Origin of the sequence: Haladaptatus sp. R4 (assembly GCF_001625445.1) — an archaeon.
Taxonomy (GTDB): Archaea; Halobacteriota; Halobacteria; order Halobacteriales; family Haladaptataceae; genus Haladaptatus.
The window spans coordinates 1-26,589 of record NZ_LWHG01000031.1 but is presented as its reverse complement, the minus strand read 5'-3'; the positions used below and the strand labels follow the sequence as shown (position 1 = coordinate 26,589).

Sequence of the window (26,589 nt, the reverse complement as noted above, 5' to 3'; positions counted from 1 at the left end):
ACGCCATCACGTAAACCCCACCTCGCCGCGACTCCTGTCTTTTCCTCCACCAAAGAGAAACATCCTTGCGGCGAACCGACCAACCACACGGACGTGAACGTCTCGTCACTGGTGGCCGCGCTCCGCAACGAAGCCCGCGAGTCGAACGAGCGGCGACTCCTCGTCCTCGCCGGGGACCGCGAGGAGGGCTACGAAGTCGCTCAAGATGCCCTCGCCGCCGCAAAAATCCCCGAGGGGAAAACCGCACAGGTCGCCCCTCGACGCGTGCTCGACTGCGAACGAGTGAGCCAGAACCGGGCCGGGAACCTCCTCGGAACGACCCACGAGGCGGTCGTCTTCGACGCTCACGACGAACTTCGACCGAACGCGCTCGGGAGGGTCGTCGGCGCGGTGGACGGCGGCGGTCTCTTCGTGTTGCTCACACCGCCGCTCGACTCGTGGCCGACGCGACGGGACGACTTCGACGCGACGCTCGCGGTCCCGCCGTACTCCGTCGACGACGTGAGCGGGAACTTCCGACGACGGTTCGTCTCTCTGCTTCGTGCCCACCGTGGAATCGCCATCGTGGACGTGGATTCCGAATCCATCGAGGACGACGGACTGACGAATCCCGCGCCGCGATTGGTCGACCGTGAAACCGAACGGACGTTCTCGGGCGAGGACGAAATCTTCCCCACGACCGCCATCGAATCCTGTCTCACCGACGATCAAGCTTCGGCGGTCCACGCCTTCGACGCGCTCTCGGAACCTGACAACGCGGTCGTCGTCGAAGCCGACAGGGGCCGGGGAAAGTCGAGCGCCGCGGGAATCGCCGCCGGGTGCTTCGCCGCGGACGGCGAGGACGTGCTCGTGACGGCCCGAAGCTATCGGAGCGCCCGCGAGGTGTTCGTCCGCGCGGCCGCGCTGCTCGACACGGTAGGCAAACTCGCCGACACGGACCACGACCCGCCGACCGAAATCACGACGAAGGAGGGCGGAAGCGTTCGATTCGAAAAGCCGACGGAGGTGGTTTCGGGAGACGCCGATATCGTGTTCGTGGACGAGGCCGCCGCGCTCCCGGTACGGATGCTGGAGCGGTTCCTGTCGTTCCCGCGGGTCGCGTTCACGACGACGATTCACGGCTACGAGGGTGCCGGACGTGGCTTCTCGGTACGCTTCCGCGACCGACTCGAAGGGAGCGGCCACGACGTGACCGACGTGAGCCTGGTCGAACCGATCCGATACGCGCCCGGCGATCCGATCGAGGTGTGGTCGTTTCGTGCGCTCGCGCTCGACGCGCGGCCCGCCGTGGATCCGCTCGTCATCGACGCAATCCCCGACGCGGCGGAGTATCGAACGATCGATGCGGACGACCTGCTCGCGGACGAGAACCTTCTCCGAGAGACGTTCGGCCTGCTCGTGCTCGCCCACTATCGGACGGAACCCGCCGATCTCGCCCGACTGTTGGACGCGCCGAACGTCGCGGTTCGGGCGCTCTGCTGGAACGACCACGTCGTCAGCGTGGCGTTGTTGGCCCGCGAGGGGAACCTCCCGACGGACGTGCGCGAACACATGTACGACGGCGGTCGGGTGAAGGGCAACATGCTCCCCGACGTGCTGACGACGCAACTCCGCGACTTCGACGCCGGAATCCCCACCGGAATGCGAATCATGCGAATCGCAACCCACCACGCCGTGCGCTCGTCCGGGTTGGGGTCCCGTCTGCTCGCCGAGGTTCGCCGGGAGTTCTCGGACCTCGATTGGCTCGGCACGGGGTTCGGCGCAACCCCCGAACTGCTGCGATTCTGGCGCGAAAACGCCTATCGAACCGTCCAACTCTCGACCACGCGCAACGACGCCAGCGGCGAGTACTCCGCGCTCATGTTCGACCCGCTCACCTCCACGGGGAGGGACCTGTACGACCGTCACGCCCGTCGGTTCGCCGGGCGGATCGCTTCGGTGCTTTCGGACGCCCTCGACGACATGGACCCCGACGTCGTCCGCGAATCGTTGCGGGCGACCGATACCGAAATTTCGCTCGCCTCGCTCACCGACTGGGAGTGGCGACTGGTCGCCGCGAGCGCCTACGGCCCGGGACAGTTCGACCACGGCCCCGCCCCGTTCCGGAAACTGGTCGTGAAACAGCTCGCCGACCCGGCGGCCCCGGACCTGCTTTCGCCGCGTCAGGAGCGGCTACTAGTTCGGAAGGTTCTCCAAGCCCATCGCTGGTCCGCCGTTGCGGACGAACTCGGCTTTCACTCCCCCGGCGAAACGATGCGGGCGCTGGGTGCGGCGTTCCAACCGTTGGTCGATACCTACGGAAACGAGGCCGCACTGGCGGAGAAGGCGCGATATTTGGATTAATCGAGCCGGTCGTCTGCGATTTCGTTCGGTCCCGTCGTGAGGATGTGGCGGCTCACGGTCCGGTGAGCGCGTCGGAGCCGTTTCGACAGGGCCTGTTGGCTGATGTCCAGTTCCTCGGCCAACTCGCTCAGGTTCGTTTCTCGTGGTACCTCGAAGTAACCCGAATCGAGCGCGGAGTTCAGCGCTGTCCGCTGTTTCGACGTGAGGAGGAACTGACCATCGACCGTCGGCGTCTCCGGCGTGTGTAACCGCTTCAACTCGACGGTGACGTCGTGATGGCTCAAGTCCGACTGGAGTTTCGAGATGTGGTCGCGGTGTTCGAACCGCATCTGGAAATCCCACCCTTGTTTTGCGGCGGTGCCGGTGAGGATGACGGGGTCGCTCTCCAGGACGTCCTCGACCGTTTCCCGCGTCTCGTCCGACCACTCGATACGAAAGAGTGACCCGTAGGGGATTTCGGTGAGCTTCGTCACCGAGACCGTCGTCGATGGTCACGGAGCTCCCGCTCCACCGTGGTCGTCGTCCCCCCGCACACCCAGAGATAAGGGAGGAAGCGACTCGCGGGGTGTGCGACCATCCGTTCGATTTCGACGGCCATGTTCGGGATCGCAGCGAAAGCCTGCGAGAGTGCGAACTCCTCGGTAGGAATCGTGAATTCTGCAATGACGCTCATTTTGTTCCAGTCCCCGTAGCGCATTCCGGCATCAAACGTCCGCCTCGATGATGATGCGACCGTTACTCAGCACGACCACTTCACACCCATGATAAGTAAACGTAACTCGCCTCGTAATTCGCATCTTCCCCCGATGGCTGTCCGCGAACAACTCGTTGAGCGCGTCCGCGTTCACCGTCTCGTACAGCGGCGGCAGACGATGCATCTCGGTGTTCGTCGTCGCCGCGACGGCAGTGACTACCCCCTCCGTGACGGTTTCACCGGCGTCGATTTCGTACACGAAATCGGCACCTTCCTCCAACTCAGCAGCATCCATAGGGAATGGAGTTTCGCAGCGTCCCTGAAACGCGGGGTTATTCTTGAAACCCATTTATATCAGTCCCGCCGCCTCGTCCACGGTTCCATCAGTACACCCATGTGATTCCGCTCCGTTGTATTCCCCCGATGAACTGCGCCGAAAACGGCTGTGAAAACGAAGCGGCGGTCCGACTCCACATCCCGTGGGCCGACAACCGACTCGTCTGTACGAGTCACGCGAGGGTGCTGGCACAGCAGGACGGTGTCGTCGCGGAACCACTTGCGGACGTGGATTGGGAGTGAGACGCGAGCTCGTCTCCTCATCACCGGTACCCATTCCGAAGTACGCAACCGGTACCGACCACACCGACTGGACGAATACGTACCAGCGAAACAGTAACGTCCCTCTTCGGGAGATATCGGCTTCCCCTTTCTCCGGGAATGCCATTCCTATCTCATATCACGAGTGTAGCTGAAGGGGACTGTTCCAGGGGGTCTTGTCGCATGGTTAGCGTATCTATAGGTGGCAACAAAATTGATAACATACCACAATCGAAAGCCGGTATGTCAAACCCACTCACGGACGACGAAACGGAACAGCTGCTCCGCGTCTGTCGGACGGCCATCGGTGACGGACTCCGGAGTGTGACGTACTTTTCACCGAACGAATACGAACACGTGTACCTACGGGACGACCTCGAACGCGGGACCGACCCCCTCTCGTTCGTCGAGAACGAACGAGGCGGGTTTAGCTCCCAACGGACGTACGAATGGTCCGAGTTGGGTGAGTACCGATACACGATGCGTGCGTTCGAAAACGGCTATCTCGTTCGCGTCATCGCCGGTACCCACGGTGCCTACGTGACGACGGATTCGGTAACGATGGATCGGTTCAACGAAGTGGCGGAGGCCATCAGCGGCGTGCTCGAAGGGATCGCCGCCGAGTCCGAACGACACGTCCAATAAGATCCCACGCGGCCGTTCGGTCGCTTTTTCCGGAGTGTTCGTCAGTTGCGACGGGTAGACGTACGAACGATTCCCGAGTTACTCGTGCGCGAAGTAGGTCACCGTCTCGTCGTCGTCCTCACTGTCTCGCGGCTCTGCCGCTCGACTTTCCGTGGCGCTTCGCGCCACGCTGTCCACTCGCACGAACCCGACGCGCTCGAACTGGACGATGTCGTCCACGTCGGTTTCGGCGAAATCGGGTTCCGCGACGCCTTCCACGTCCCCGTCCATGGTCCGCATGCGGACCGGGACGTTCGCCTCGGCAGGGACCCAGTGGATCACGTCCACGCCCTCGTCGCGGACGGCGCTGATGTCGTCGCCCGTGTACTGGAGCGCGTCGCGGGTGTGCTGGAAACAACCTAATCCCTTCAACCAGACGCGCTCGCCGTGGTCGGGGATGTCGTCGGCCTCGATGAGAACGGCCTCGCCCGCCGGGATGTGACGCGTGCCCCTGTCCTCGTGGTCGGGGTGAACCGCCGGTTCCGCCGCTTCGGGGTAGTCGCCGATGAGCGGATATTCGACGCTGTCGCGGACGAAGAAGAAACGCGGCGCGCCGTCGTCCACCAACTCGCGGTTGTTGGCGTAGATGGTGCTCATCGCCAAATCGACGTTGCTCGTGGACGTGCCGAGTCCGACCATCGCCTCGCGGATGGCCTCGCCACGGATGCCGCGGCGACGGACGCTTTGGAGGGTCGGGGCGCGCGGGTCGTCCCAGCCGTCGAGTTCGCCCTTCTCGATGAGTTCCTTGATGGTCGAGGTGGACATCTTCACGTCGTACTCGTCCACCTGCACGTGGCCCCAGTGGATGGTTTCGGGGTACTCCCAGTCGAAGTAGTCGTAGACGAACTGCTGGCGTTTCGCCGAATCCTGCAGGTCGATGCCGCGGATGATGTGGGTCATGCCCGTCAGATGATCGTCGACGCCGGACTGGAAGTCGAGCATGGGCCAGCAGCGGTAGTCGGCGGCCTCGGGGCGAGGGTGCGGCGTATCGATGATGCGGAACGCCACCCAGTCGCGCAGGGCGGGGTTCTTGTGCTCGATGTCCGTCTTCACGCGGAGCACCATCTCGCCGGACGAATACTCGCCCGCGATCATGTCCTCGAATTCTGCCATCGTCGTCTCGATGTCCTTGTCGCGGTGCGGGCACGCCTTCGCGTCGTTCTTCAGGTTCGAGAACTCCTCGCCGGAACAGGAGCAGGTGTACGCGCCGCCCTTCTCGATGAGGTCGCGGGCGTGGTCGTAGTAGGTTTCGAGGCGGTCGCTGGCTTTGATGACCTCGTCCGGTTCGAAGCCGAGGTAGTCGATGTCCGAAAGAATTGCGTCGTAGGCCGACATGTCCGGGCGCTTCGTTTCCGGGTCGGTGTCGTCGAAGCGCACCAACATCTCGCCGTCGTAGAGGTCCTTGTACGTCCCGATGACGGCGGGCATCCGTCCGTGGCCGATGTGCCACGGGCCGTTGGGGTTCGGCGCACAGCGCATCCGAATCTCATCGTACTCCTCCGCGTTCGGCAGGTCGGGGAGCACCTGGTCGTCCTCCTCGTCCTCGGCGTCCAGTTCCTCGACGAGTTCGGCGTCCAGTTCTTCCAGTCGGTCGCGGCGCTCGTCGCCGTCCAGTTGGTTCACCTGTGCGACGACCTTTCCGGCGATGCCCGGCACTTCGCTCCCGTGCTCGCGGAAGTCGGGATTCTCCCCCATCAGCGACCCCATGATAGCTCCGACGTCAGCGTCGCTGTCGTGTTTCAGCGCGTTGAACAGCGCGTGCTTCTCCGCCTCCGTCTCGATCTTCGTCCGTAACTCGTCGTCCATTATCCGACGATTTGAGGGTCAGGGTGAAAAACCTCGCTTTTCGGCACAGTGATGGATGCCTTCGAGGCAGGCGTTCGATGGATAGTAGCCTACCGAATCGGACATAACATGAACCCTGAGTTTGAAAAACGGTATTTCGGATTAATGACTTTGAAAACTAGTTAGAAATTCTAGATTCTATGGATAATGGCGGATATCCTTCCAAACGTTCAAAAATCCGCGCGAACAGCTAGTATTTCTTGCGTGTTTGTATCTCGCTACTACGCACAATCTCGATGAATGCCGTTCGGTTCCGTTCGGCGTAAAATCGGAACAGAGCGGTCGGGTCTCATTTTTCGCGTCATAGATTGTTTACAAACCTGAGGGCAGTAGTGTGGAATGGATCGGAACGCAGGCGACCTAAACCGGGTCAACGGTCGGATGGTTTGAAATACAAACCGGCCGCAGCGAGTTTACGAGCGGTCGGACGCCGCTCGTGGAGAAAACATGAAACGGACACTACAGACGCTGTTGACGCTTGCTGTTGTCGCCACGATGGTCGCTAGTCTTGGAGTCGGTTCCGCCGCAGCGACCAGCAAGTTTCCAGGATGCAATAAGCACACGAAGCACAAAAATCCGCATTGCGGAAATCAGGTGACGAAGAAAACGACCGACAACAGCCAGAAGATAACTGACGGGGACGACAGCAACACAGTCTCTGACAGCCACGTCATCATCGCAGGCAACGGGAACGGTCCCGGCGACGACACCGTCTCGGACAACGGTATCGACCAGGACAACACGAACGCAAACGCTGGCGGTGATGTAAACGTCGATTCGTAAGAGACGCTGCTAGGCACCCACCAACACTCGAATTCACGGCTCTTTTTTGCGGTCTGAACGAGTAGTTCTCGGCCTTGGCTGTGTCGATGGGGACTGAAAAAATGGGAAGGTTGCTTCCAAACCTCAGTAGCCGCGTTCGATGAGGTAGTCGGCGATCTGTTCGAGCAGGAAGCGCGATTCGTTGTCCGGGAGCACGCCCAGGTGGTCCTTGCCGCGTTGGACGAGTTCCTGTGCCTTTTCCGTGGCGTAGTCGATGCTTCCGGCGGCTTCGAGTCGCTCGACGGCGGCGTCGATTTCGGCTTCCGTCACGTCGCCGACCGTCTCGGTTTCGACCAACGAATCCACGTCCACGCCCTGATTGCGGGCGTGGAGCGTGATGATGGTCTGTTTGTTCTCGACGAGGTCGCTTCCCCGTTGCTTGCCGAGTTTCTCGCTCGGGACGGTCAGGTCGAGGACGTCGTCCTGAATCTGGAACGCCCGTCCGACGTCGATACCGTACTGGTACAACGCTTCGGTGGTTTCCTCGTCCGCACCGAGAAGCACGGCGGGAACTTTCGCCGCCGCCCCGTAGAGGACGGCCGTCTTGTTCTCGATCATTTCGAGATACTCGTCCGGAAGGACGTCCGGCCGTTCCTCGAAGGACACGTCGAGCGCCTGCCCTTCACAGATCTTCGTGCAGGTGGACGCGAGTACGTCGAGTGCGGTGACACAGCGGTCCGGTGAGGCTCCCGTCTCCAGCATGATTTCGAACGCCTTCGAGTAAAGCGTGTCACCGGCCAGAATCGCGGTCTCGGTGTCGTACGCGCGGTGAACCGACGGCACGCCGCGACGAAGGTCGTCGTCGTCCATGATATCGTCGTGGATGAGCGTGAACGATTGGATGACCTCGATGCTTACCGCCGCGGCCATCACGTCCACCTCGCCGCCGTCGAGTGCCGGGAACTTTCGATAGGCTTCCGACATGGGTTCGACGTCCGCCAGCGCGTCCGCGACGAGCAGGAGGACCGTCGGTCGGAGACGTTTCCCGCCCGCGTCGAGCAGGTACCGGGACGCCTCGTAGAGGCGCTCCGGTTCGACTATCGGAAGCTCCTCCTCGATCGCGGCGTTGACGAGTTCGCGGCGCTGCCCCACCGTCTCGGTGACGAGTTCTTCGCGTGATTCCGTACTCGCGTCTGTCATTTCACTCCACCAGCTGAATGAGGTTACCGTTCCGTGTTACGTGAAGGTCACGACCGAGACGGTAGCCTTGTGACTCACAGAGGTCCACGTACGGCGCGAAGCCTTTCATGTCCTGGTGAGCCGGGATGACGTGTTGCGGTTGCAGTGCGTCGAGCATCTGGTAGTGCCCTTCCTCTCGAAGGTGGCCGGAAACGTGCACGTCGTCGTAGATGCGTGCGCCCTGCATCTTCAACAGACGCTCGGACTGGTAGCGCTGGCCTTCGTTGGTTGGCTCCGGAATGACGCGGGCCGAGAAGACGACCTTGTCACCGGATTCCAGCTGATACGGCGTCTCGCCGCGACCCATGCGGGTCAACATCGCGCGTGGCTCGCCCTGGTGGCCGGTCACGATTGGGAGGTAGTTCTCCTTGCCCTCCTTCATGATGCGTTTGAACGTCCGGTCCACGGATTTCCGGTGGCCGAACATGCCGACTTCCTCGGGGAAGTCGACGAAGTTCAGGCGTTCCGCGGTGCCCGAATACTTCTCCATCGAGCGGCCGAGCAGGACCGGCGTCCGACCGATGTCCTGTGCGAACTCGACGAGGCTGGTCACGCGGGCGATGTGGCTGGAGAACGTCGTCGCCACGATACCGCCGTCGTAGTCCTCGATGCTGTACAGGACGTCTTTGAGGTGTCGGCGAGCGACGGATTCGCTCGGGGTTCGACCCTTGCGTCCCGCGTTCGTACAGTCCTCGATGTACGCGAGGACGCCCGGCCCTTCGCGGCCGATCTCGCGGAAGCGCTTCATGTCGATGGGGTCGCCGATAACCGGCGTGTGGTCCATGCGCTTGTCGAGACCGTACACGATGGCACCCTCCGGGGTGTGAACCACGGGATTGATCGCGTCGATGATGGAGTGAGTGACGTTGACGAATTCGAGTTCGACCTCGTCGCTCAACTGCATCGTCTCGCCCGCGCTCATCTTCATGAGGTCGTTTTCGACCCCGAACTTCTCCTCGCCCTGGATCTGCTGTTTCACCAGTTCGATGGTGAACGGGGAGGCGACGATGGGCGCGTTGTATCGGTGCGCCAGTTTGCTGATCGCGCCGATGTGGTCCAAGTGACCGTGTGTCGGAACGATGGCTTTCACGTCGCCTTCCAAGTCGGACATGACGCGGTCGTCCGGGATCGCGCCCATGTCGATGAGGTCGAGGCTGTGGAGTTTCTCTGTTTCGACGTTATCGTGAAGCAGCACCTTCGACAGGTTCAGACCCATGTCGAAGATGACGACATCGTCGCCCGCGCGGACGGCAGTCATCTGCCGTCCGACTTCTTCGTAGCCGCCAATTGTTGCAATTTCGATTTCCATAGTTTGCTTTCCTCAAGCATTGAAACGTCACACGGCGTGACGGTTGCGTTGCTCACTGAAATCCTCGCGGGGCCGCGAGCGTCAGACCCCGGCGTCTTACAGCACGTCGGTCTGGCACTCGCGCGCGGCGGGATGCCGCACACCCGCGAGTTGCCCAGTCTGCTCCCACCTACGTCCCGGGGTAATAAAAACTGCCGGGATTGTGTCTCTCGCGGGGAAAGTTTCGAGGGAGCGACAGTTGGTTTCAAAACTGTTCTCATTACACGAAATATATTCTAGCTAGAATCTCCCCGCTGTGTTCGAGTTTCTACCTGACAACAATCTAGTTTTAGGCTCACCTAAAAACCGGAAATGCTAAATGGTTTAGGTCGGCCTAAAAATATATGGTTCAGCAACGAACGTCGAGACGGGAATTACTCAAGACCGGTGCGGGAGCAGTTACCGCGAGCGCCTTCCTCGCGGGGTGTTCGGGCAAGCTCGATACGATAACGGGATCGGACTCGGAGGGTGACGCGTTACGTATCGGCACCGATTCGGACCCCGGCTCGCCGTTGAACATCTACGCCAGCAGCAGCAGCAAATTCGACTGGATGAAGGACCTGGTGTACGACCGGCTACTCTTCCCCTCCCCGTACGTGGATCAGAAGGAACCGGGACTGGCGACCGAGACGAATCAGATCGACGAGACGACGTGGACGGCGACGGTCCGCTCGGACGCGAAGTGGCACGACGGCGAACCGTTCACCGCGGACGACGTCGTCTTCACGTACCGATACTACCGGGACGGTCCCGCGAACAGGTACACCCACCACGTCAGTCAGGCACCGCACATCAAAACCATCGAGGCCGTGGACGACCAAACGGTTCGCTTCGAGGGCGCGTACCCCACGCCGACGCTCGCGGCAATCACGTTCGCAGACTTGCCGATCATCCCGAAGCACGTCTGGAAGGACATCGACGACCCGTACAAGTACGGCGAGTTACCGGTCGGAACCGGCCCGTACGAACTCGTCGATTACGAGGCGGGCGAGCGCCTTCGACTCCGTCGTAACGAGGACTACTTCGTGGGGACGCCGTCGGTCGACGAAATCGTCATTCCGATCGTCACGGACCACTCGACCATGTTCACGGCGCTGAAGAGCGGCGAGATAGACACGACGAGCGTCGCAGTTCCCCCGTCGACGACCTCACAGTTCGAGTCGAACGAGGACCTCGACGTCGTCCACGCCACGTCGTTGACGTTGGTCGAAATCCGGATCAACTACGAGCGATCGCCGTTCGACACGCACGACTTCCGACACGCGGTTTCCCGCTCCATCGACAAGAAATCCATCCTCGACGTCGTCATGCTCGGGCAGGGAATCGCGGGGACGAAGGGATATCCGCACCCGAAATCGCCGTGGACCGCGTCGGACATCGAACAACCCTACGACCCGGACGAGGCTCGGACGACGCTCGACGAGTTGGGATTCGAGGACAGCGACGGCGACGGCATCAGGGAGTCATCGAACGGCGAAAAGCTCTCGTTCACGCTGAAGGTACCGTCGAACGAGCCATCGTACATCCGCGCCGCGGAACTGGTCGCGGAGGACCTCACCGCCGTCGGATTGGAAACGAAGGCGAAGACGCTCGACCCCGGCAGCATCGGCGACCTGTTCTCCTCCCGCGACTTCGACATGTACATCAGCAGCATTACCCCACATGGGGTGGCCGACCCCGACCAGTTCGTGATGTCCCATCGATCGGGCTATCTCTGGAAGAAGGGCATCTCCTATCCGGCGTGGGACGACCTCTTCGAGAAGTGGAAGGCGACGGCGACGATCGAGGCGCGGAAGAACGTCCTGTTCGAGATGCAGCATCTGTTCAACGAGCAACCGACTTCGATTCCGCTCTGGTATCCCGAGCCTCGATTCGCATACCGGCCGAAGAAGTACGACGCGTGGGCCGAATCGCCGGGTTACGGGATTCACCACAAGTGGTCGTTGCTTCCGAAGGACGTTCGTGGAACGACCGTGACCAAATCCTTCGACTGAACCCATGTCAACGCGAATTCGCGCAGTCGGGAGCAAGCTAGTCGAGTACGGCGTGACGTTCCTGGCCGCGATCACCATCAACTTCGCGCTCCCGTACGTGGCCCCCGGCAACCCGCTACGGTATCTCGTCGGCCAGGAAGTCCAGTCGATGACCGTCGCGGAGCGCCACCAGCTCCTCGCGACCTACGGACTGAACAAGCCGATCCCCCAGCAGTATCTCGATTATCTGCTCGGCATTCCACAGGGGAAGCTCGGAACGTCGCTCATGTACAGCCGACCGGTCACGGACGTGCTGCTCGAACGCCTCCCGTGGACGTTGCTCCTCGTCGGAACGGCGCTCGTGTTTTCGACGCTGCTCGGCACGCTGTTCGGCGCGTGGAGCGCGTGGCGCGAGGGCGAACGGACGGACGCCGGACTCATGACGGTGCTCGTCACCGCCGAGTCGACGCCCGCGTTCTGGGTCGGAATGTTGCTCATCTCGGTGTTCGTGTCGTGGCTCGGGTGGTTCCCGTCCTACGGCATCTCGTCGATCGGATCGCCCGACGGGCTCTTGCCCACCCTGTTCGACTTCGCGACGCACCTGACGCTCCCGCTCGTTACGCTCCTGCTCGCGCGGATCGGCGGGATGTATCTCATCGCTCGGGGATCGGTGCTCACGACGCTGGGCGAGGACTTCCTGTTGTTCTCGCGGGCGAAAGGGCTCTCGGATCGGGAGGTACTGTTCCGTCACGCGCTTCCGAACTCGTTTCTCCCGATTTACACGCGGTTCACGCTCCAGCTCGGCACCATCGTCGGCGGTTCGGTGGTCGTGGAGACGGTGTTCTCGTATCCCGGACTCGGCTCCCTGATATACGACGCCGCCATCGCACGCGATTACCAACTGTTGCAGGGGGCGTTCCTCGTCCTGACGGTGACCGTTATCGCGGCCAACCTCCTCGCCGATCTGACGTACCCGCTCGTCGATCCGCGGGTGGGCGAATCGAACGCGGGGGACGCGTAGCATGAACGTCGACCGTATCGAATCGCTTCGGCGGCGAGTGTCGTTCACGGACGGGGAAACCGGACGCCGCGAGTGGTTCATCCTCGTCGGCGGCGCGGGCGTGGTCCTCTTCGGCCTCCTCGCGCTGTTGGCCCCCGTACTCGCACCGTACGGCGTCGACGCGAGGGTCGGCCAACCGCTTCAATCGCCCGGCGGCGTACACCTGCTCGGTACCGACGACGTGGGTCACGACCTGCTCTCGCTGTTGCTCGTCGGCGCGCGCGTCTCGCTGTTGGTGGGGCTGTTGGCCGGTTCGCTCGCTATCCTCGCCGGACTGATCGTCGGGGTCACGGCCGGAGTGGTCGGCGGACTCGTGGAGACGGTCCTCATGCGGTTCGTCGACGTCGTACTGACGCTCCCGTTCCTACCGTTGGTCATCGTCTCCGCGGCGATTCTCGGACCGAGTTTGTGGACGACCATCGGGGTCATCACGCTCGTCATGTGGGCCCGTCCGGCCCGCGAGTTGCGCTCGCAGGTGAGTTCGGTTCGCCAGCGAGAGTACGTGAAAGCGTCGCGTTCGATGGGCGCGTCGTTCTATCACGTCGCGCGCGAGTACGTGGTTCCGGCGGTGTTGCCCATCGCCATCGCCCAGTTCGCCAAGGCGGTCGCGCGGCGATACTCCTCGAAGCGGCGCTCAGCTTCCTCGGATTGGGCGACCCGACCGCGCCGAGTTGGGGAACGATACTGTTCTTCGCACAGAAGCGGAGCGCGTTTCTCACCGACGCGTGGACGTGGTGGGTACTCCCGCCGGGTCTCGCCATCACGTCCAGCGTGCTGTCGTTCACCTTCCTCGCGCTCGGGGCCGAACGCCGCACGGGGGACGGCCGGACGAACGTCGTCACCGGCGGGAACAACACTGACGTCGAACTCGTTCCGTCCGAATCCGACCGCCCGGGTGAGCCAACCCTCGACGTCTCCGACGTGACCGTGACGTACGGTACCGGCGTGACCGCCGTGGACGGCGTCAATCTCACGCTCCGTCGGAACGAGACGGTCGCCATCGTCGGCGAGTCCGGGAGCGGAAAGAGCAGCCTCGCGCTTTCCTTGCTGGGATTGCTCCGCCCGCCGGGTCGCGTCACGTCGGGAACGATCACGCTACACACCGATTCGGCGGGCGGCGTCGATCTCTCCGACGTTCGCGGCGACGAGATCGCGTTCGTCCCGCAGGAGGCGATGAACGCGCTCGATCCCCGGATAGCGCTCGACGAACAGGTCGTGGAAGCGATTCTGACCCACCGCGATTGCGACCGTGACGAGGCGATGGCGATGGCACACGAGGCGCTCGAAACCGTCGGGCTGGATTCGGAGAGCTACGGTCGCTATCCGCACGAACTCAGCGGCGGCATGCGCCAGCGCGGCGTCATCGCGACGGCGCTTGTGAACGACCCGTCGGTCCTCGTCGTGGACGAGGCGACCACCGGATTGGACGTGGTGACGAAGTTGACCATTCTGGAACTGTTGGACGAGTTGCGGACGGAACGCGGTTTCTCCCTCCTCATGGTCTCCCACGACCTGTCCGCGGTGAGCCACGTCGCGGACCGACTGGCCGTCATGCGCGACGGGGAGTTCGTCGAAACCGACGAAACGACCCGTCTCCAATCGTCGCCGAAGCATCCGTACACGGGGGAGTTGTTCGACGCCTGTCCGCGAATTTCGATAGCGAGTGCGGAGACCTCCGTCGAAGACGGCGCATCGGACGCGAGCGACGGGGACGGCTATCTCGTGTACGACGACGTGTACAAGCGGTTCGGGGATGCGGAAGTGCTCTCGGGCGTCCAATTGTCCGTCGGCCGCGGCGAATCGGTCGCCCTCATCGGCGAGAGCGGCGTCGGTAAGAGCACGCTCGGTCGGATGACCATCGGACTCGCCACGCCGGACGAGGGGAGCGTTCGAATCGACGGCGAAACCGTCCGCGACGAGCGGGCACGCGACCGACGACGACTCGGCCGCGAGGTCCACTACCTGTTTCAGGACCCGTACGAGTCGATTCCGCCGAACAGGACGGTCGCGGATATCGTCCGCGAACCGCTCGACATCCACGAGCACGTGGACGAAGGGGAGCGACCATCGCGGGTTAGAAACGCCCTCGAAGACGTCGGACTCACCCCCGCCGACGAGTACGCCGCGCGGTATCCGTCCCAACTGTCCGGCGGGGAACGACAGCGCGTGGCGCTCGCCCGTGCGCTCGTGCTCGAACCGTCCGTGCTCGTCGCGGACGAACCGACGTCGATGCTCGACGCGCCACTTCAGTCCGACCTCCTGACGCTCCTGTACGATTCGGTCGCCGACCGCGAAATCACCCTGCTCCACATCACGCACAACGTCGCACAGGTGAGTTCGTTCGCCGACCGAATCGCCGTGCTCCACGGCGGACGCATCGTGGAGGAAGCATCGCCCGATTCCATCCTCAGGGATCCGAGACACGAGGGAACCCGGACGCTCGTCGAAGCGGCCATCGAGCTTTCGGGGGACGAAACGGCGAACCGACGGCAGGCGACCACACTCGACGAACCATGACTCAAACACAGACCATCGGATACCTCGACCCCGACGACGCGTTCACCCGACGATTCGTGGAAACGCCGTTCGTCCGGGAAAACCTCGAACGAATCGACACGTACGACCTCACCCGAATCGACCTCTCCAGCATCGCCGGACTCGTCGTTTCGAGTCAGGCCGACCAGGAATACCTCCATCGACACCGCGACCGGATACGCGAACTGCTGGACGCGGGCGGCGTCGTCGCGTTCAGCGGCCACCTCTCCCGTCCGTGGCTCCCCGGCGCTGGTTGCTTCGAACCCAAGGAGATCGAATCGCACGGCGATTACACGGTCGTCGAGGAGACCGACCATCCGGTCTTCGACGGCGTTTCGATGGCGGATTTGACCCACCAGCGCGGCGTCGCCGGATTCTTCGCGCGAGGGTACAATCCGCCGCCGGAGCACGCCACGACGATTCTCCGACTGCCGGGCGGCGAACCCATCGTGTACGTCGACGAGGGGAGCACGGGCGGGACGGTTTTCGCCCACAGCGGAAACGACCTCATCTCGTTCGGGCGGCGGTCCACGACCGCCGCACGGGTTCCGACGCAGTTGGTCGAGTGGATGCGTGCGACGTCGACGGTCGAAGCGACCGAACGCTCGGGGTCGCTCACGGAGGGACGCCGATGACGAAACTCGCCGCGCTGTACGGCGGGTCGGCACCCCAGCACCGGACGTTGTACGAATCCGAATACGCCCGGTTCTTCGACGAGGTGATCTACCTGCCCGATCTGGCGGCGACGGAACTCGATCCGTTCGACGGCCTGCTCGTCCCCTCGCGGTTACACATCGGTCGGCGGAACGAACACGGGAATCAACTCCGCGCGTTCCTCGAAGGGGGCGGCGACGTCATCACGTTCGGACAGCAACCCGACCCGTGGCTCCCGGAAGTCGAGTGGACGTTCCGTCCGACGAACTTCTGGTGGTGGCTCGACCCGGACGGCGACAGCGGACTACGATTTCCGCGGACGGACCACCCGTTCTTCGAGGCGGTCCCTCCCGGGGACTGCACGTGGCACTTCCACGGGTCGTTCGACGCGCCGGACGGGGCGGACGTGTTGATAACGGACGACACCGGCGGCGCGGTCCTCTACATCGACGACGGGACGTGGCCGGGTCGGACCATCGTCACCACGCTCGACCCGACGTACCACTTCGGGTCGTACTTCATGCCCGCGACGGATCGCTTCCTTTCGGGATTCCTCCCGTGGCTTCACGATGAATTCCTGTAGCGAAACGTCGGGACGACCGTTTCGAAGCGCACGGTCCCCGAGTCGCGGCGAAAAACTCGCGGTCGCTACACAGTCATGAATTCGAGATACACCGGCGGATTCGTATCGTTCGTCACCATCGGGACGATGAGCGTCCTCGTCCTCGCCGTTCTCGGCGGGACCGTCGCGGCCCACGCCGGACACGGTTCGACGCCGACGTCGCCGCTCGAACCGACGCGAGGGACGGCCCCGGGATGGGTTACGTTCGCTATCGGCGAGGTGGGCGTCGCCATCGTTCTCGTCACGGGAGTGTTGCACAAGTTCGAGAAGATATCGATGCGGGTCGCCGGTGGCGGACTCGCGGTCGGTGCGTTGTTCGCCGTCGCCTTCGCGCTCCGGTTGTTCCTGGGATGACGACCGTCACGCGCCGTACTTCGAGACAACGGGCGGGGACTTTCGGAAGGTCCTCTCGGGAGGTTCTCTCGGTGGGACGATGGCGGCAAAATCAACACGTCCGTTCGTAGCGAACGACGAACGTGAAGTCGGTATCGAAGGGGTTTCGCGGTCGGTAGCGAAGACCGCGTTCCTCGAAGAACGGATTCTCGGCGAACTTCTGACGCGGACCTTACTGTTTCGCCTTCTCGGCGAACTTCTCCCGAACCTTGCGAATCTTGGGTTGGGCGTTCATCGTGCAGTAGGCGTCGTCGGGGTTGTTCTCGTAGTAGTCCTGATGGTAGCCGTCCGCCTCGTAGAACGCGTCGAGGGGTTCGACTTCGGTGACGATGGGGTCGTCGAACGCGCCCTCGGATTCGAGTCCGTCGACGTACGCCTCGGCGACGTCCTTCTGCTCGTCGTCGTGGTAGTAGATCGCGGAGCGATACTGGCTCCCCACGTCCGGACCCTGTCGGTTGAGCGTTGTGGGGTCGTGGATGGTGAAGAACACCTGCAGGAGTTCGTCGTAGCCGACCACGTCGGGGTCGTATTCCAGTTGGACGACCTCGGCGTGGCCGGTGTCGCCGGAGCAGACGGCTTCGTAGGTCGGGTTCTCGACGTGTCCGCCGGCGTAGCCCGACGTGACCGACTGCACGCCGTCGAGTTCCTTGTAGGCCGCTTCGAGACACCAGAAACAACCGCCCGCGAGTGTCGCTTTCTCGGTCATACCCCCAATTGGTGCGCGAGGCGTTAAGAGTCTGCGGTGGCGGTCAGCCTTTCGGGGAGACCGAGTTCGTACCGGCGGGGAAAAAAACGACTCGCGCGCTGCGATTTGAACGAAATGAACGAACGATTCGCCACGATTATCCGTCGAGCAGGTCGGAGGCGGTGATGACGTCCACGTCCTTTTTTCGAACGTACCGTGCCAGCGATTCGAGGTCAGACTCGCTGATTTCGCCGCCGTCGCCGATGGCGTGGAACAGCGGGACGATGAGTTGGCCGTACTCGGCGGCGTAATCCACGTACCGCTTCGTCACGTCGAGGTCCTTGCCGTCGACCCGCGAGACGATGGCGTCCCGGTTCTCAAACGGCATGGCGTTCGGACTGCCGCCGAAACTGTAGATGGAGTCGTAGTATTTTCGCGCGAGGTCGAACGTGTCCGGACCGACCTCGTTCTTCGGGACGAGCAAATGGCGCGCGCCGTCGTCGAACCCGTGGGATTGGAGGTACTCCTGCGTGCGCTTCAGCAACGCCGCCTGATCGTCCGGCGAGTATTCGGGGAAGGAGTGAGCCTGCACGTCCGGGTGGGCGGCCATGTCCCATCCGCCGTCCGCCATCTCGGACAGTTGATCCGTCGTCAGTCGGCCGTCGTGGCCGATGCTTTCGGGGATGACGGCCTCTACCCCGGCGAAGTCGTACTTCTGCAGGATTTCGAACGCTCGATAGTGGGTCGCGTGGCTGTCGTCGAACGTGAACATCACCGCCCCCTTGTCGGGTCGTGAGGCCGTTCGAAGGTCGTCCACGAACAGTTCGATGGGGTCTCGGGCGTTGGTATCGACCGGCCGTCCGATGATTCGGAGTTCGGATACGGACGAGAGGTCCGGGGTCCCCGCCACACCGGTGACGCCGAAGTTGACGCGCACCCAGCGGTCGCTCGGGCCGACCAGCGTCCGCTTGAGTTGGACGGCGTTGTCGCCGTCGGGGGCGACCAGTTCGATGAGAATCTTGGCGAAGTCGTAGTTTTCGATCTTGACAGCCATCGAGAAATTCGTCCCGCGGAGGTCGGTCCCCGACAGCGTTCGAGAAATACAGCCCGCCTTCGTGGCGTCGCTTCCGACCACGTGGGCACATTGGGACCCACGGTACGGGTCGTCGGTCGATTTCGACAGCGTTCCCTGCCCGGAAACCGCCTGCCATCCGCTCAGGTCCTCGAAGTCGCTCGCGGCCGGAACCGGCGGTCCAGTAGTCTTTTTCCGTCGTGAATTCCGGCCGGTCCCGTTCATCGGGAGCGGTGATTTATCCACGATAGAAGAACAGCCAGCAAGACCGATGGCACCGGCGGTAGCCAAGAACGTCCGTCGCGTCTGTCGCGTCATCTCTATCTCCCCGAAAACGGGCGGTACATATTCTTATGATCAATTTAATCTGGCTCTCAATTGTTACCAGAGAAAACTGATTTTAGTACACTAGTTTACAGTTGTGTCCGAAGGCTTGCTCTGTCAAGCAATACCTTTATATACTTTCGGCGCTTACGTTGGGTTAGCGAGCCCTCCTCGCCAGCGATTTATTCCGAGGATCGGTTCCATTTCCTTCCACCATGACGAGTACGAAAATCAATCGGAACGACCAGCAGCCCGCAGCGAACATCGAACGAAAGCGGACGGGGAAACATAGGCCCGAACGAGAGGAACAGCGGACGGACGAGCAGACGCGAGAGCCGGAGGTGTGCCCCGAATGTGGCGGCAACCTCGTCGCCGACTCGGAGCACGCCGAGACCGTCTGTAGCGAGTGCGGCCTCGTCGTCCAGACCGACGGTATCGACCGCGGTCCCGAGTGGCGGGCCTTCGACGCGAGCGAACGCGATTCGAAGTCCCGCGTCGGGATGCCGACGACGAAGATGATGCACGACAAGGGACTGTCGAGCAACATCGGGTGGCAGAACAAGGACGCCCACGGACGGTCACTGAGTCCGCGCCAGCGCGAGAAGATGCAACGCCTTCGAACGTGGGACGAGCGCTTCCGCACCCGCGACAGCAAGGAACGCAACCTCAAGCAGGCGCTCGGCGAAATCGACCGGATGGCGAGCGCGCTCGGCCTTCCGGACAACGTCCGCGAGATGGCCAGCGTCATCTACCGCCGCGCGCTGAACGAGGACCTCCTCCCGGGACGCTCCATCGAAGGCGTCGCGACCGCGTCGCTGTACGCGGCGGCCCGCCAGAGCGGCATCCCGCGGACGATGGACGAAATGACCACCGTCAGTCGAATCGACGGCATGGAGTTCAAGCGCACCTATCGCTACATCGTTCGTGAACTCAACCTCGGCGTCCAACCCGCAGACCCCGAGCAGTACCTCTCGCGGTTCGAAAGCGAGTTCGACCTCACGCCCGCGACGAAGCGCCGCGCCCACGACCTGCTCAAGACGGCGAAAGAGACGGGTGCGACGAGCGGCAAATCGCCCGTCGGCCTCGCGGCCGCCGCGCTGTACGCTGCCGCGCTCCTCGAAGGCGAAAATCTCACGCAGGACGCGGTCAGTGAAGTGTCGGACGTGAGCACCGTCACGATTCGCAACCGCTACCACGACCTGTTGACCGTGGCCGACGAGACGGACGCGCTCCCAACGAGCGTCTCCACCGACGAGGCGGCCGCGTAATCGTATTTTTCATTCGGCGAACGACGACCGTGAGAGACATCTCTCTGTAGCACACGGCGAACCAGTGACAGAACCGGAGACGTTTCCCTCTCGTCCATCTCCGAACAACTCGTCAACGAACCCGTGAGAACTGCATTTTCCGTTTTGCTTTCGAACCCGGCCGAACGTCCGACAGCGCGCCGACCGTCGGGGCGTTGACTATCGTCACGGTTCGTCCGTGCCGGTCGATTCGGAAGGCGTCGGCGAACGGTCCCTTCGGAATTCGCCACGTGCTCGGGCCGACACGTCTCGCGTTTTTCCCGCGGAGCAACTCGCGGTACGCCCGCACGAACTGGGTGGCGTCGCGCTCGGTTTCCCACTTCGTCCGCCAGACGTACCCGCGCTGTTTCCCCTTGTGGTACGGCCAGAGTCGGTCGTTCGCCCACCCGTCCGAGGGGGGACTGGAGTAATCGAACAGGTCGTACTCCCCGTGATCCGCGTTCTGGAACCGCTGCCAGTGAATGATCGGATTGCCGTCGGCGCGACCCTGATACCAGAACATGGTGTAGATGCCCGCTTCGCCGACCGTCTGTGAGCCGTTCGTACCGTGTTTGCCGTACAACTTCCACCCGTTTCGCGCCTGTTCACCGAGGTGAAGCGGGGGCGGTGATCCGGTTCGTTTTCCCGGATGGATGACCGCCTTCGACGAGTTCGGCGGATTTCGATACTGCTCGTTCACCGCCGACCAACCGCCCGAATCGAACTTCGACGCGACGTACGCCGGACCGTCCGAGTAGGGTTGGATGAGCGCGACCTGCATGGCGAGGTTGTACGGTGGGAGTTTACCGCCGCTGTACGGCGTCCGCTTTCGCGCGATGTGTACCTTTCCGACGCACTGCCACGACTTCCCACAGCGGTTCGCGTAGCGCTTTTCGACGTAGGTCGCTTCGCCTTCCGTCAGGCCGTCGTGTCCGCGTCGCTCGTCCATCGAGTTCGATTGGAGTTGCGGGGACGACAGACTCCCGTGCTGGTCCTGCATCGCGTGCGTGAGTTCGTGGACCAGCGTCGCGTTGTCGATTCTCCCCTTCCCGTTCGAGATGACGTAGACGCGGTTCTTTCCCGGGAGGTAAAACCCGGCGACCCGGTCCTGCAGGAGCGTGGTCTGCTGACGAGCGGCGTCGGCCTGCTCACCCGTGACGAACAAGCCCTCCCAGATCTGGTTCTCCCACGCACGCTCCGACGGCGTGTTGCTGTTCGCCGCCTGCTGCCGGACGAGCGCTCGATACTCCTTCCGGGACAACGCCTCGACCGTCACCGGATGGGTGAACTCCTGCTTTCGGATGTGCTCGACGCGGGCCATCGACCGCGCGACGTACCGCTTCTTTTCGGCCTTCGACAACCCGTCCCGCTGGTTCACGTCGATGCTCTCGTTGTACCAGTAGCCGTGTTCCCAGCCGATAACGTCGGAACTCGGGTCCAGCGGGTGGTTGTCGGCCCGTTTCGCGTGTCCACCCCCACCGCTTCCGCTACCTCCGCCAGCCAGCACGCCACTCACCGGCGCGATACAGACGAGCAGAACGACGACGACCACCCCCACAAATCGCATACCGATGACACGAGCGGGGGCGGCATAACGGTTGGCCGTTGTGTGTGAGTCCGTCTCCCGTCGATTTTGTCCGCGTCGCCGTGAACGATTAAGGTTATTCGAACTGCTGGCGACCGACGCGAACTCGCCCGGCGCGTTCGTGTGACCACTCGATCAATTCTTCGTCTCGGTGCCCCCGCTTCGTTACGGCACCCCCGGAGGAACGGGACGATGTCGTCGCCACGTTCGCGCCGTAGAGGAAGTCTCAAGCGCACCCGAGCGGATCGGTAGTCCTATTTTTTGTCTTCTTCCACGAACGCTATTTCCCCGTGAGAAGACAGAAAACCTAAGTTATCAATACAGCTACTTGGTACCGTGGAACGAGATACCGCCCGCGTCGTCGTCATCGCCCTCCTCTGTATTCTCGCCATCGCGTTCGCCGCCGCAACCCTGAACTCCGCCGTGGAGGACGGGTCCGGAACCGGTCTCGGCGGTGGCCCCGGTGGCATCGGAAGCAGTCAAACGAATGGATCGAGTCCGCCGATGTCGAACGGCGGCGGGAAGATGGGAACACCGATCAAGCTCCCGTGCTATCCCGTCCTCGATTCGACCGCGGCCATCCTCGCCATGATCGTCGCGTTCCTGCTACTCGCGGCGCTCGCCTACCGAAAGGCTGGCGGTCTCGGCGTGATCGCAATCGTCGGACCGGTCGGCGTTCCCTTCTTGTTCATCCACGCGTTGTTGACGGCGTGTGTCCCGCCCGACGGCGGTGGCGGGATTCTCGGCGGGGGGGTAAACACGAGCGACATGTCGCTCCCCAAGGGCGGCACCGGCGGACTCGGCAACGGTGCGAACGGCATGGCGACGCCGTCCCTCATCATGTTCGTCGTCCTCGGCGTCGCGCTCCTCGGAGCCGTCGTCCTCCTCGTTCGGAGTTCGAGCGGGAACGAGGAAACGGGGCCGGACGCCGGAAACGTGGAGGAGAACCAACCCGACATCGCTGCGGTGGGTCGGGCGGCCGGTGAGGCCGCCGACCGGATTGAGTCGGAATCGGGCGTCGAGAACGAAGTGTATCGGGCGTGGCGCGAGATGACCGAGTATCTGAACGTGCCGTCGCCACACTCCAGCACGCCGGGCGAGTTCGCGTCGGCCGCGGTGGACGCGGGGATGGACCCCGAGGACGTGAACGAACTGACGGGCGTCTTCGAGGAGGTTCGATACGGAGGGTACGACGCCAGCGGGGACCACGAACGGCGGGCAATAGACGCGCTCCGTCGTATCGAGCGAGCGTACGCGGACGACGAGGAGGGTGACGAATGAAACGCAGAACGGTCGTCACCGTCGTCGGTCTCCTCGCCGTCGGCTGGGGGCTCGCGGTTGCCGTCGCGCCCGGGTTGGCGACGATGTTCCCCCTTCAGGAGGTGTTCGTGAAGGTCGTCGGAGTGCTGGCGTTCGTCCAAGGACTTCGCGTGATCCAACAGCGGAGAGGAACCGACGTGGAGGGCGCGGACACGGGCGACCCGGAGACGAACGTGACGTTGCCGACGCCCGGTCAGGAGTTCGACGAACTGCTCCGAATCGTTCACTCCGGCCACAGAAAACGTCTCATCCGGTCGCGAAAGGAACTCCGGCAACGCCTCGAACGTTCGCTCGTCGCAGCGATCATCAGGCGGGACGGTTGTTCGGCCGACGAGGCGCGGACCCAAATCGAGACGGGACGGTGGACGGACGACCCGGAAGCCGCCGCGTTCCTCGGCGGACCGTCCGCTCCCCGCCGCTCGTGGCGTGAGTGGCTGCGTCGGTCGCTCGGCGGCGAGACCACGTTTCAACACCGCGCGAGGAAGACGGCAGATGCCGTCGCCCGCTACGTGGAGGAAAGCCAATGAACGTCCTCCGTGAGACCAACCGCTGGCACGGCGTCAGCGCAATGGTGTTGCTCGCCGCCGGAGTCGGGATATTTACCGAGAGCCCGGTCACACTCCTCGTCGGCGTCGTCGGCGTCGCGTTCACGGCGTACGCCCGGACCGCCACGCCGCCATCGACGGCGTTCGAACTGAGCCGGGTCGTCCGCAATCCGACACCCGCGCCGGGCGACGAAACCGAAGTCGAAGTGACCGTGGAGAACGTCGGCGACAGGACCGCACCGGACCTCCGGGTCGTCGACGGCGTTCCGGACGGACTTCGCGTGACGGCCGGGTCGCCCAGGATCGGAACCGCGCTTCGCCCCGGCAAGCGCGCGGTGTTCACCTACACCGTCGAGGCGGTTCGAGGCGACCACGTCTTCGCCCCTGCACAGGCCCTCGCTCGGGACTTCAGCGGTGCGCTCGAACAGGAGTTCGAACTCGAAGACGAGACGACGATTTCGTGTACGTCACAACTCGAATCGACGGCCGAGGACGTACCGCTCCGCGAACAGACGATTCGTCACGTCGGTCGGGTGACGACCCGTGAAGGCGGGACGGGCATCGAATTCTTCGCCACGCGCGAGTACCGCCCCGGCGACCCGCTCTCGCGCATCGATTGGAAACGAAAGGCCCGCACGGGGGAACTGACGACCGTCGAGTTCCGCGAGGAGCGGACGGCGACCGTCGTCCTGCTCGTGGACGTGCGAAAACAGGCGTACCTGACGAGCGACGACGAGGACCCCGGCGCGGTCGAACACTCGATTCGTGCCGCTGGCGACGCGTTCAGCGCGCTCCTCGACAACGGCGACAGGGTCGGAATCGCCGCGCTCGGCCCGGAAGACGCGTGGCTTGCCCCCGCAACGGGTGAAACCCACCGCGTCGAAGCGCGGGAACTGCTCTCGCACGCCAGCGCGTTCGCTCGGACGCCGTCGGACGAGACGTTTTACTCGACGATGTCGCTGCGCTGGCTTCGGCGACGACTGCCGAGCGACGCACAGGTGGTGTTCTTCTCCCCGCTCTGTGACGACTTCGCGCCGAAAATCGCACGGCGGCTCGACGCTATCGGCCACGCCGTCACCGTCGTCAGCCCGGACCCGACGACGGACGTGTCGGTCGGGGAACGGCTCGCACAGGTGGAACGAAGACAACGGCTCCAATCGATCCGCGCCAGCGCATCCGGGCCGTGGACTGGGACACGGACGAGTTGCTTGGCGTTACGCTGGCGAAGATGAACAGGCGGTGGGCACGATGAGCGGGACCGCTTCGGAACCCATCGACCGCTCCCCGGCGCGGGTGAGTCAACTGCTTTCGGTCATCGCCGCGTCCGTCGCGCTCGGGGCGGGTGCGCTCTTCGGCGGCATCGGCGCGCTCTTCGGCTTGTTCGGCCTGCTGTTCGTGGCCATCGGCGTCGTCCGCGGGTCGCGCCGCCTCGTCACGACCGGCGGGTTCGTCCTCCTCGCCGGAATTCTGGCCGGGAGCCTCGTCGCGGCACGCCGGAACTCCTGATTCCCGGCGCGATAGCGACGGTCCTCGCGTGGGATTTCGGCGAACAGGCCATCAACGTCGGCGAGCAACTGGGCCGCGAGGCGGACACGCGGACGCTCGAAATCATGCACGCCGCATCGAGCACCATCGTCGGCGTCGCCGCCGGTGCGCTCGGCTACGGCGTGTATCTGGTCGGTGGCGGCGGTAAACCCGTGACAGCGCTGGTGTTCCTGCTGATCGCGACGTTGGCGCTCACGTCGGCGCTGCGGGCGTGAGAAAGAAAAGATCGATTTTCCTATTCGACCGTCGGCACGGGAACGCTGTCCAGCACGGATTCGATGATTTCGTCCTTTCGAACGTTGTTCACCTTCGCGTCCGGGGTCAGGACGACGCGGTGGGAGAGGAGGGGATAGGCGACGCGTTTGACGTCGTCGGGGGTGACGAAGTCGCGGCCCTTCATCGCGGCGCGGGCGCGGGTCGCTTCGAAGAGGCGCTGGGTCCCGCGGGGGGAGACGCCGACCTCGACGCGGCGGTCCTCCCGCGTCTCGCGGGCGATGGCGGCCATGTATTCGAGCAGGTCCTCCTCGACGCGTACCGTTTCGGGGACGGACTGGAGGGCGGTGACGAGTTCGTTGTCGAGGACGCTCTCCATCGTCGGACTCTGGCTGTCGCGGCCCGCACGGCGGCGGAGGAGTTCGATCTCGCCGTCGAGTTCGGGGTAGCCGAGGCTGGTTTTGACGGCGAAGCGGTCCACCTGCGCTTCGGGGAGCGGGAAGGTCCCCTCCTGTTCGACGGGGTTCTGCGTGGCGATGACGAAGAACGGCTTCGGGAGTTCGCGGGTGTCGCCGTCCACGGTGACCTGTCCCTCCTCCATCGCTTCGAGGAGTGCGGACTGCGTCTTCGGCGGCGCGCGGTTGATCTCGTCGGCGAGGACGACGTTGGCGAAGATCGGCCCCTCGTTGAACTCGAACTGGCGGTCCTGTTCGTTGAACACGTGCGTTCCCGTCACGTCGGCCGGGAGCAGGTCGGGGGTGAACTGCACGCGACTGAAGGAGAGGCCCAGCGCGGAGGCGAAGCTCCGCGCGGTGAGCGTCTTTCCGGTTCCGGGCACGTCTTCGAGGAGGACGTGGCCTCCTGCCATGACACCGAGGAGGACAGTTTCGAGGAATTCGCGGTCGGCGATGACGGCAGTTCCGATCGCATCGAGGACGGATTCTGCCTTGGTATTCGCGTCTGTAACGTCCATGAAATATCACGCAACGGCCATCGATTTTAATGTGGTGGTCCGATAGGTTCCCGTGACCTAAATCGAAACCCATAAAGTGCAAAACGCAGTACTGGAAAGTGAGCCGAGATAGCCTAGCCCGGCCAAGGCGGCAGATTCGAAATCTGCTGTCCTCACGGACACGGGAGTTCAAATCTCCCTCTCGGCGTTTCTCTCACGAGCTACCCGGCGAGCACCGCGTAGCGTGTGCTCGCCGCAGTACGAGTGGGAGAACGCAGGAGGGAATTTGAGCAAGCAAGACACGGCCCGCGGA

At 63.3% G+C, this 26,589-nt stretch carries 27 protein-coding genes and 1 tRNA gene; 18 read left to right on the top strand and 10 right to left on the bottom strand.

All coding sequences use genetic code 11. The features are described 5' to 3' along the window. The first annotated feature begins 93 nt into the window (after nucleotides 1-93). The gene (tmcA, locus tag A4G99_RS20765) at nucleotides 94-2,343 is read left to right on the top strand and encodes a tRNA(Met) cytidine acetyltransferase TmcA (protein ID WP_066147852.1); all 2,250 of its coding nucleotides are present in this window, start codon (nucleotides 94-96) and stop codon (nucleotides 2,341-2,343) included. Here the strand turns inward: tmcA and A4G99_RS20760 are convergent. The 3 genes from A4G99_RS20760 to A4G99_RS20755 are packed head-to-tail and all read right to left on the bottom strand — an operon-like array spanning nucleotide 2,340 to nucleotide 3,332. Next, entirely contained in the window at nucleotides 2,340-2,816 is a 477-nt protein-coding gene (locus A4G99_RS20760; protein WP_223302084.1) for a helix-turn-helix domain-containing protein, read from the bottom strand. The two genes, tmcA and A4G99_RS20760, sit on opposite strands and share 4 nt — an antisense overlap. After that, nucleotides 2,813-3,016 (bottom strand): hypothetical protein, encoded by a 204-nt coding sequence (locus A4G99_RS27855; protein WP_223302083.1) that lies wholly within the window; start codon nucleotides 3,014-3,016, stop codon nucleotides 2,813-2,815. Before A4G99_RS27855 ends, A4G99_RS20760 begins: the two co-directional genes overlap by 4 nt. A 31-nt stretch (nucleotides 3,017-3,047) precedes the next feature. Continuing rightward, nucleotides 3,048-3,332 (bottom strand): HalOD1 output domain-containing protein, encoded by a 285-nt coding sequence (locus A4G99_RS20755; RefSeq protein ID WP_066147850.1) that lies wholly within the window; start codon nucleotides 3,330-3,332, stop codon nucleotides 3,048-3,050. A gap of 128 nt (nucleotides 3,333-3,460) precedes the next feature. Between A4G99_RS20755 and A4G99_RS26210 the strand changes: the two genes are divergently transcribed. Beyond that, nucleotides 3,461-3,616, top strand: a complete 156-nt coding sequence (locus A4G99_RS26210; RefSeq protein ID WP_190303838.1) for a hypothetical protein — start codon at nucleotides 3,461-3,463, stop codon at nucleotides 3,614-3,616. 261 nt (nucleotides 3,617-3,877) lie between these two features. After that, nucleotides 3,878-4,279 (top strand): hypothetical protein, encoded by a 402-nt coding sequence (locus tag A4G99_RS20750; RefSeq protein WP_066147848.1) that lies wholly within the window; start codon nucleotides 3,878-3,880, stop codon nucleotides 4,277-4,279. Nucleotides 4,280-4,357: 78 nt separating this feature from the next. Here A4G99_RS20750 and A4G99_RS20745 read toward each other — a convergent pair whose 3' ends face one another. Next, complete coding sequence (locus A4G99_RS20745; RefSeq protein ID WP_066147846.1) at nucleotides 4,358-6,124, bottom strand: glutamate--tRNA ligase; 1,767 nt, start codon at nucleotides 6,122-6,124, stop codon at nucleotides 4,358-4,360. 486 nt (nucleotides 6,125-6,610) lie between these two features. On the opposite strand from A4G99_RS20745, the gene A4G99_RS25425 reads away from it, so the two are divergent. Further along, nucleotides 6,611-6,946 (top strand): hypothetical protein, encoded by a 336-nt coding sequence (locus A4G99_RS25425; RefSeq protein ID WP_150123196.1) that lies wholly within the window; start codon nucleotides 6,611-6,613, stop codon nucleotides 6,944-6,946. Between the two features lie 123 nt (nucleotides 6,947-7,069). On the opposite strand, the gene idsA3 is transcribed toward A4G99_RS25425, so the two are convergent. Both idsA3 and A4G99_RS20730 read right to left on the bottom strand, forming a co-directional pair. Then, nucleotides 7,070-8,125, bottom strand: a complete 1,056-nt coding sequence (gene idsA3 / locus A4G99_RS20735) for a geranylfarnesyl diphosphate synthase (protein WP_066147842.1) — start codon at nucleotides 8,123-8,125, stop codon at nucleotides 7,070-7,072. Nucleotide 8,126: 1 nt separating this feature from the next. Beyond that, a complete protein-coding gene (locus tag A4G99_RS20730; protein ID WP_066147839.1) occupies nucleotides 8,127-9,473 on the bottom strand; it encodes a ribonuclease J in 1,347 nt (448 codons plus the stop codon). 383 nt (nucleotides 9,474-9,856) lie between these two features. On the opposite strand from A4G99_RS20730, the gene A4G99_RS20725 reads away from it, so the two are divergent. The 7 genes from A4G99_RS20725 to A4G99_RS20695 all read left to right on the top strand — a co-directional run bounded on the left by A4G99_RS20725 (nucleotide 9,857) and on the right by A4G99_RS20695 (nucleotide 16,710). Then, complete coding sequence (locus tag A4G99_RS20725) at nucleotides 9,857-11,506, top strand: ABC transporter substrate-binding protein (RefSeq protein ID WP_066147837.1); 1,650 nt, start codon at nucleotides 9,857-9,859, stop codon at nucleotides 11,504-11,506. Nucleotides 11,507-11,510: 4 nt separating this feature from the next. Beyond that, nucleotides 11,511-12,506: an ABC transporter permease gene (locus A4G99_RS20720; RefSeq protein WP_066147835.1), complete on the top strand. Its 996-nt coding sequence runs from the start codon at nucleotides 11,511-11,513 to the stop codon at nucleotides 12,504-12,506. 1 nt (nucleotide 12,507) lies between these two features. Then, nucleotides 12,508-13,470: an ABC transporter permease gene (locus tag A4G99_RS27850; RefSeq protein ID WP_066147833.1), complete on the top strand. Its 963-nt coding sequence runs from the start codon at nucleotides 12,508-12,510 to the stop codon at nucleotides 13,468-13,470. Beyond that, entirely contained in the window at nucleotides 13,467-15,062 is a 1,596-nt protein-coding gene (locus A4G99_RS27845) for an ABC transporter ATP-binding protein (RefSeq protein ID WP_066148290.1), read from the top strand. Before A4G99_RS27850 ends, A4G99_RS27845 begins: the two co-directional genes overlap by 4 nt. Further along, nucleotides 15,059-15,715, top strand: coding sequence for a phosphate starvation-inducible protein PhoH (locus A4G99_RS20705; RefSeq protein ID WP_066147830.1), 657 nt, complete (start codon nucleotides 15,059-15,061; stop codon nucleotides 15,713-15,715). The genes A4G99_RS27845 and A4G99_RS20705 overlap by 4 nt, the downstream gene beginning before the upstream one ends. Further along, complete coding sequence (locus A4G99_RS20700) at nucleotides 15,712-16,317, top strand: hypothetical protein (protein WP_066147827.1); 606 nt, start codon at nucleotides 15,712-15,714, stop codon at nucleotides 16,315-16,317. Before A4G99_RS20705 ends, A4G99_RS20700 begins: the two co-directional genes overlap by 4 nt. Before the next feature lie 75 nt (nucleotides 16,318-16,392). Beyond that, complete coding sequence (locus A4G99_RS20695) at nucleotides 16,393-16,710, top strand: hypothetical protein (RefSeq protein ID WP_066147825.1); 318 nt, start codon at nucleotides 16,393-16,395, stop codon at nucleotides 16,708-16,710. A 211-nt stretch (nucleotides 16,711-16,921) separates the two neighbouring features. On the opposite strand, the gene msrA is transcribed toward A4G99_RS20695, so the two are convergent. Together msrA and A4G99_RS20685 are read right to left on the bottom strand one after the other, a co-directional pair. After that, nucleotides 16,922-17,455 (bottom strand): peptide-methionine (S)-S-oxide reductase MsrA, encoded by a 534-nt coding sequence (msrA, locus tag A4G99_RS20690; protein WP_066147821.1) that lies wholly within the window; start codon nucleotides 17,453-17,455, stop codon nucleotides 16,922-16,924. 136 nt (nucleotides 17,456-17,591) lie between these two features. Next, nucleotides 17,592-18,824, bottom strand: a complete 1,233-nt coding sequence (locus A4G99_RS20685; protein ID WP_066147818.1) for a polysaccharide deacetylase family protein — start codon at nucleotides 18,822-18,824, stop codon at nucleotides 17,592-17,594. A gap of 221 nt (nucleotides 18,825-19,045) precedes the next feature. Here A4G99_RS20685 and A4G99_RS20680 point away from each other — a divergent pair, with 221 nt between their 5' ends. After that, entirely contained in the window at nucleotides 19,046-20,098 is a 1,053-nt protein-coding gene (locus tag A4G99_RS20680; RefSeq protein ID WP_066147815.1) for a transcription initiation factor IIB family protein, read from the top strand. 112 nt (nucleotides 20,099-20,210) lie between these two features. Here the strand turns inward: A4G99_RS20680 and A4G99_RS20675 are convergent, their stop codons facing one another. Continuing rightward, nucleotides 20,211-21,683 (bottom strand): Hvo_1808 family surface protein, encoded by a 1,473-nt coding sequence (locus A4G99_RS20675; RefSeq protein ID WP_066147813.1) that lies wholly within the window; start codon nucleotides 21,681-21,683, stop codon nucleotides 20,211-20,213. Between the two features lie 354 nt (nucleotides 21,684-22,037). On the opposite strand from A4G99_RS20675, the gene A4G99_RS20670 reads away from it, so the two are divergent. The 5 genes from A4G99_RS20670 (at nucleotide 22,038) to A4G99_RS27835 (ending at nucleotide 25,326) form a co-directional block, all read left to right on the top strand. Continuing rightward, on the top strand, nucleotides 22,038-22,982 hold the full coding sequence (locus A4G99_RS20670) for a DUF4129 domain-containing protein (protein WP_066147808.1): 945 nt from the start codon (nucleotides 22,038-22,040) through the stop codon (nucleotides 22,980-22,982). Continuing rightward, entirely contained in the window at nucleotides 22,979-23,548 is a 570-nt protein-coding gene (locus A4G99_RS20665; RefSeq protein ID WP_066147806.1) for a hypothetical protein, read from the top strand. Before A4G99_RS20670 ends, A4G99_RS20665 begins: the two co-directional genes overlap by 4 nt. After that, nucleotides 23,545-24,798, top strand: a complete 1,254-nt coding sequence (locus tag A4G99_RS20660) for a DUF58 domain-containing protein (protein ID WP_223302082.1) — start codon at nucleotides 23,545-23,547, stop codon at nucleotides 24,796-24,798. Before A4G99_RS20665 ends, A4G99_RS20660 begins: the two co-directional genes overlap by 4 nt. Before the next feature lie 16 nt (nucleotides 24,799-24,814). Next, the gene (locus tag A4G99_RS27840) at nucleotides 24,815-25,072 is read left to right on the top strand and encodes a hypothetical protein (protein ID WP_223302081.1); all 258 of its coding nucleotides are present in this window, start codon (nucleotides 24,815-24,817) and stop codon (nucleotides 25,070-25,072) included. A gap of 104 nt (nucleotides 25,073-25,176) precedes the next feature. After that, nucleotides 25,177-25,326, top strand: coding sequence for a hypothetical protein (locus A4G99_RS27835; protein WP_223302080.1), 150 nt, complete (start codon nucleotides 25,177-25,179; stop codon nucleotides 25,324-25,326). A 20-nt stretch (nucleotides 25,327-25,346) separates the two neighbouring features. Here A4G99_RS27835 and A4G99_RS20650 read toward each other — a convergent pair whose 3' ends face one another. Beyond that, nucleotides 25,347-26,297: a MoxR family ATPase gene (locus A4G99_RS20650; protein WP_066147803.1), complete on the bottom strand. Its 951-nt coding sequence runs from the start codon at nucleotides 26,295-26,297 to the stop codon at nucleotides 25,347-25,349. A 102-nt stretch (nucleotides 26,298-26,399) separates the two neighbouring features. On the opposite strand from A4G99_RS20650, the gene A4G99_RS20645 reads away from it, so the two are divergent. Further along, nucleotides 26,400-26,484 (top strand) — tRNA-Ser (locus A4G99_RS20645). Nucleotides 26,485-26,589: the final 105 nt, after the last annotated feature.

Excerpts from the sequence above, each read along its gene's own strand:
- A4G99_RS27855 (WP_223302083.1), bottom strand. The coding sequence starts at position 3,016 with ATGAGCGTCATTGCAGAATTCACGATTCCTACCGAGGAGTTCGCACTC.
- A4G99_RS27840 (WP_223302081.1), top strand. The coding sequence starts at position 24,815 with ATGAGCGGGACCGCTTCGGAACCCATCGACCGCTCCCCGGCGCGGGTG.
- A4G99_RS20705 (WP_066147830.1), top strand. The coding sequence starts at position 15,059 with ATGACTCAAACACAGACCATCGGATACCTCGACCCCGACGACGCGTTC.
- A4G99_RS20745 (WP_066147846.1), bottom strand. The coding sequence starts at position 6,124 with ATGGACGACGAGTTACGGACGAAGATCGAGACGGAGGCGGAGAAGCAC.
- A4G99_RS20680 (WP_066147815.1), top strand. The coding sequence starts at position 19,046 with ATGACGAGTACGAAAATCAATCGGAACGACCAGCAGCCCGCAGCGAAC.
- A4G99_RS20720 (WP_066147835.1), top strand. The coding sequence starts at position 11,511 with ATGTCAACGCGAATTCGCGCAGTCGGGAGCAAGCTAGTCGAGTACGGC.
- A4G99_RS20755 (WP_066147850.1), bottom strand. The coding sequence starts at position 3,332 with ATGGATGCTGCTGAGTTGGAGGAAGGTGCCGATTTCGTGTACGAAATC.
- A4G99_RS20725 (WP_066147837.1), top strand. The coding sequence starts at position 9,857 with ATGGTTCAGCAACGAACGTCGAGACGGGAATTACTCAAGACCGGTGCG.
- A4G99_RS20695 (WP_066147825.1), top strand. The coding sequence starts at position 16,393 with ATGAATTCGAGATACACCGGCGGATTCGTATCGTTCGTCACCATCGGG.
- A4G99_RS20675 (WP_066147813.1), bottom strand. The coding sequence starts at position 21,683 with ATGCGATTTGTGGGGGTGGTCGTCGTCGTTCTGCTCGTCTGTATCGCG.
- A4G99_RS20650 (WP_066147803.1), bottom strand. The coding sequence starts at position 26,297 with ATGGACGTTACAGACGCGAATACCAAGGCAGAATCCGTCCTCGATGCG.
- A4G99_RS25425 (WP_150123196.1), top strand. The coding sequence starts at position 6,611 with ATGAAACGGACACTACAGACGCTGTTGACGCTTGCTGTTGTCGCCACG.
- A4G99_RS27835 (WP_223302080.1), top strand. The coding sequence starts at position 25,177 with ATGCACGCCGCATCGAGCACCATCGTCGGCGTCGCCGCCGGTGCGCTC.
- A4G99_RS20660 (WP_223302082.1), top strand. The coding sequence starts at position 23,545 with ATGAACGTCCTCCGTGAGACCAACCGCTGGCACGGCGTCAGCGCAATG.
- A4G99_RS20750 (WP_066147848.1), top strand. The coding sequence starts at position 3,878 with ATGTCAAACCCACTCACGGACGACGAAACGGAACAGCTGCTCCGCGTC.
- msrA (WP_066147821.1), bottom strand. The coding sequence starts at position 17,455 with ATGACCGAGAAAGCGACACTCGCGGGCGGTTGTTTCTGGTGTCTCGAA.
- A4G99_RS20665 (WP_066147806.1), top strand. The coding sequence starts at position 22,979 with ATGAAACGCAGAACGGTCGTCACCGTCGTCGGTCTCCTCGCCGTCGGC.
- A4G99_RS26210 (WP_190303838.1), top strand. The coding sequence starts at position 3,461 with ATGAACTGCGCCGAAAACGGCTGTGAAAACGAAGCGGCGGTCCGACTC.
- A4G99_RS20700 (WP_066147827.1), top strand. The coding sequence starts at position 15,712 with ATGACGAAACTCGCCGCGCTGTACGGCGGGTCGGCACCCCAGCACCGG.
- A4G99_RS27850 (WP_066147833.1), top strand. The coding sequence starts at position 12,508 with ATGAACGTCGACCGTATCGAATCGCTTCGGCGGCGAGTGTCGTTCACG.
- A4G99_RS20685 (WP_066147818.1), bottom strand. The coding sequence starts at position 18,824 with ATGACGCGACAGACGCGACGGACGTTCTTGGCTACCGCCGGTGCCATC.
- idsA3 (WP_066147842.1), bottom strand. The coding sequence starts at position 8,125 with ATGACAGACGCGAGTACGGAATCACGCGAAGAACTCGTCACCGAGACG.
- A4G99_RS20730 (WP_066147839.1), bottom strand. The coding sequence starts at position 9,473 with ATGGAAATCGAAATTGCAACAATTGGCGGCTACGAAGAAGTCGGACGG.